The sequence below is a fragment of the Methylobacterium sp. B1 genome (assembly GCF_000333255.1).
GTDB classification, from domain to species: domain Bacteria; phylum Pseudomonadota; class Alphaproteobacteria; order Rhizobiales; family Beijerinckiaceae; genus Methylobacterium; species Methylobacterium fujisawaense.
On sequence record NZ_BACT01000351.1, the window covers coordinates 1 to 1,039 of the forward strand.

The following is a 1,039-nucleotide window of genomic DNA, read 5'->3' on the forward strand; positions in this document are numbered from 1 at the left end:
CAGGCTTGGGGCTCGCCGACCGCAAACAGGCCATCCCGGTCCAGTTCGCGGTCCAGGGCGACGCGTCGGGCCTGCGCGTCGGGCAGTTCGTCACCGTGCTCGCCGCGACGGACCGCGAGCAGGCGGGCTTGGCCCTGCCGCGCGCAGCGGTCGTGCGGACCGGCAACGGGCAGGACGTCGTCTACGAGCACACCACCGCCGAGCGCTTCGAGGCGCGGCCGGTGCGCGTCGAGCCGCTCGACGGCGGCCGCGTGCTGGTCGCCGAGGGGATGGGGCCCGGCCGGCGGGTCGTGACCCAGGGTGCCGAACTCCTCGACCAAGTGCGCTGAGGAGGCCCGCGATGTTCACCGTCCTCGTCGGCCAGTCGGTCCGCAACCGCCTGCTCGTCCTCGCGCTCGCCGCGGCGCTGGTGCTGTACGGCGCCTTCGCCGCCACCAAGCTGCCGGTCGACGTCTTCCCCGATCTCAACAAGCCGACCGTCACCCTCATGACGGAGGCGGAGGGGTACGCCCCCCAGGAGGTCGAGCAGCTCGTCACCTACCCCATCGAGACCCGGATGAACGGACTCCCGGGCGTCACCCGGGTGCGCTCGGTCTCGGGCGTGGGGCTGTCCATCACCTATGTCGAGTTCGACTGGGGCACCGACATCTACCGGAATCGCCAGCAGGTCGCGGAGCGTCTGGCGCTCGTGCAGAACCAGCTGCCCCGGGGCGTGACCCCGGTGATGGCCCCCATCTCCTCCATCATGGGCCAGATCCTGCTGGTGGCGGTCACGAGCGCGACGGCGAGCCCGATGCAGGTGCGCGAGGTCGCGGACTTCACCCTGCGGCCGCGGCTGCTGACCATTCCGGGCGTCGCGCAGGTCATCCCCATCGGCGGTGAGGTGCGCCAGTTCCGGATCGGCCCGAACCCGGCCGCCATGCGCGCGCTCGGGGTGACCAACGCGCAGCTGGAGACCGCGCTCGCGCAGTTCGGCACGAATGCCGGCGGAGGCTTCACCGACCAGAACGCCCGCGAGTACCTGATCCGGACATCGGCC

1 protein-coding gene and 1 pseudogene are annotated in these 1,039 nt (G+C 72.0%); both read left to right on the plus strand.

Annotated features, from left to right (window positions below; translation table 11 throughout):
• A pseudogene (locus I53_RS10260) lies at positions 1 to 329 on the plus strand (RND transporter); the annotation flags it as partial.
• Positions 330 to 340: 11 nt separating this feature from the next.
• Positions 341 to 1,039, plus strand: a 699-nt coding sequence (locus tag I53_RS10265) for an efflux RND transporter permease subunit (protein WP_043350044.1), incomplete at its 3' end; no start/stop codon positions are given.